The following is a 1,445-nucleotide window of genomic DNA, read 5'->3' as shown; positions in this document are numbered from 1 at the left end:
GCACGAAGCAAATGTGTGCGCACGCTAGCCCACAGGGGGAGAAGGCAAGAACGATCCCCTTTTGTTCCGATTTTTCTTGGCGATTGCTCACCGTCGCGCTACCTCTGGCGCGTGACAGAGCAGCCGCGCCTTGCCGAACAGAATGCCGCCGTCCTGCTGCCCGAGCCATTCGTCAAATGGTTCGGTGAAAAGGGCTGGTCGCCGCGTGTCCATCAGCTCGAGCTGCTGGCCAAGGCTCAAGGCGGACAATCGGTACTGCTCATCGCGCCGACCGGCGCCGGCAAGACGCTGGCCGGCTTCCTGCCGTCGCTTACCGAGCTCGCGAAACGTCCGCGCCGCAAGCCTGGCGAAGCCCATCGCGGCATCCATACGCTCTACATCTCGCCGCTCAAGGCTTTAGCCGTCGACATCGAGCGCAATCTCGGCAAGCCGGTCGAGGAGATCGGACTGCCGGTCACCATCGAGACGCGCACCGGCGACACGCCTTCGCACAAGCGCCAGCGACAGAAGCTGGTGCCGCCCGACATCCTGCTCACCACGCCCGAGCAGCTCGCCTTGTTGATCGCCTCAAACGACGCGAGGCGCTTCTTCGAGGATTTGCGCTATGTCGTGCTCGACGAATTGCATTCGCTTGTCATCTCGAAACGCGGGCATCTCCTGGCGTTAGGCCTGGCGCGGCTGCGCGCCTTCGTTCCCAAGCTGCAGACCATAGGTCTGTCGGCCACCGTGGCCGAACCGGATGAGCTGCGGCGCTGGCTGGTTGCGCAGAACCCGCCCAAAAATTCAAACAACCCCGAGATGGCAGGGCTCATTACGGTCGCCGGCGGCGCCAAGCCCGACATCTCCATCCTCGACTCGCGCGAGCGCGTGCCATGGTCGGGGCACTCGGCCCGCTACGCCATCCCTGAGATCTATGAGGCGATCAGGAAGCACCGCACCACTCTGCTCTTCGTCAACACCCGCAGCCAGGCGGAGCTTTTGTTCCAGGAGTTGTGGCGTGCGAACGAGGACTCTTTGCCGATCGCGCTGCATCACGGCTCGCTCGATGTCGGCCAGCGCCGCCGCGTCGAGAAGGCGATGGCCGACAATGCGCTGCGCGCCATCGTCGCCACCTCGACGCTCGACCTCGGCATCGACTGGGGCGATGTCGATCTGGTGGTACATGTCGGCGCTCCGAAGGGCGCCAGCCGCTTGGCGCAGCGCATCGGCCGCGCCAACCATCGCATGGACGAGCCGTCCAAGGCGATCCTGATCCCGGCCAACCGCTTCGAGGTGCTGGAATGCCGCGCGGCGCTCGACGCCAACTATCTCGGCGCCCAGGACACGCCGCCGCTGGTCAAGGGCGCGCTCGACGTGCTGTCGCAGCATGTGCTGGGCGTCGCCTGCGGCGGGCCGTTCGACGCCGACCTCCTGTTCGAGGAGGTGCGCGGCGCCGCGCCTTATGC

At 65.6% G+C, this 1,445-nt stretch carries 1 protein-coding gene; it reads left to right on the top strand.

What is annotated here, in order from left to right; translation table 11 throughout:
• Positions 1-111 precede the first annotated feature (111 nt).
• The coding region (locus EOA29_RS36350) for a DEAD/DEAH box helicase (protein ID WP_127222384.1) at positions 112-1,445 on the top strand (1,334 nt) is incomplete at its 3' end.

This window comes from Mesorhizobium sp. M1E.F.Ca.ET.063.01.1.1 (assembly GCF_003998155.1).
In the GTDB taxonomy this organism is placed as follows: domain Bacteria; phylum Pseudomonadota; class Alphaproteobacteria; order Rhizobiales; family Rhizobiaceae; genus Mesorhizobium.
The sequence above is the reverse complement of the archived record's forward strand: the minus strand, read 5'-3'. Positions and strand labels throughout refer to the sequence as shown.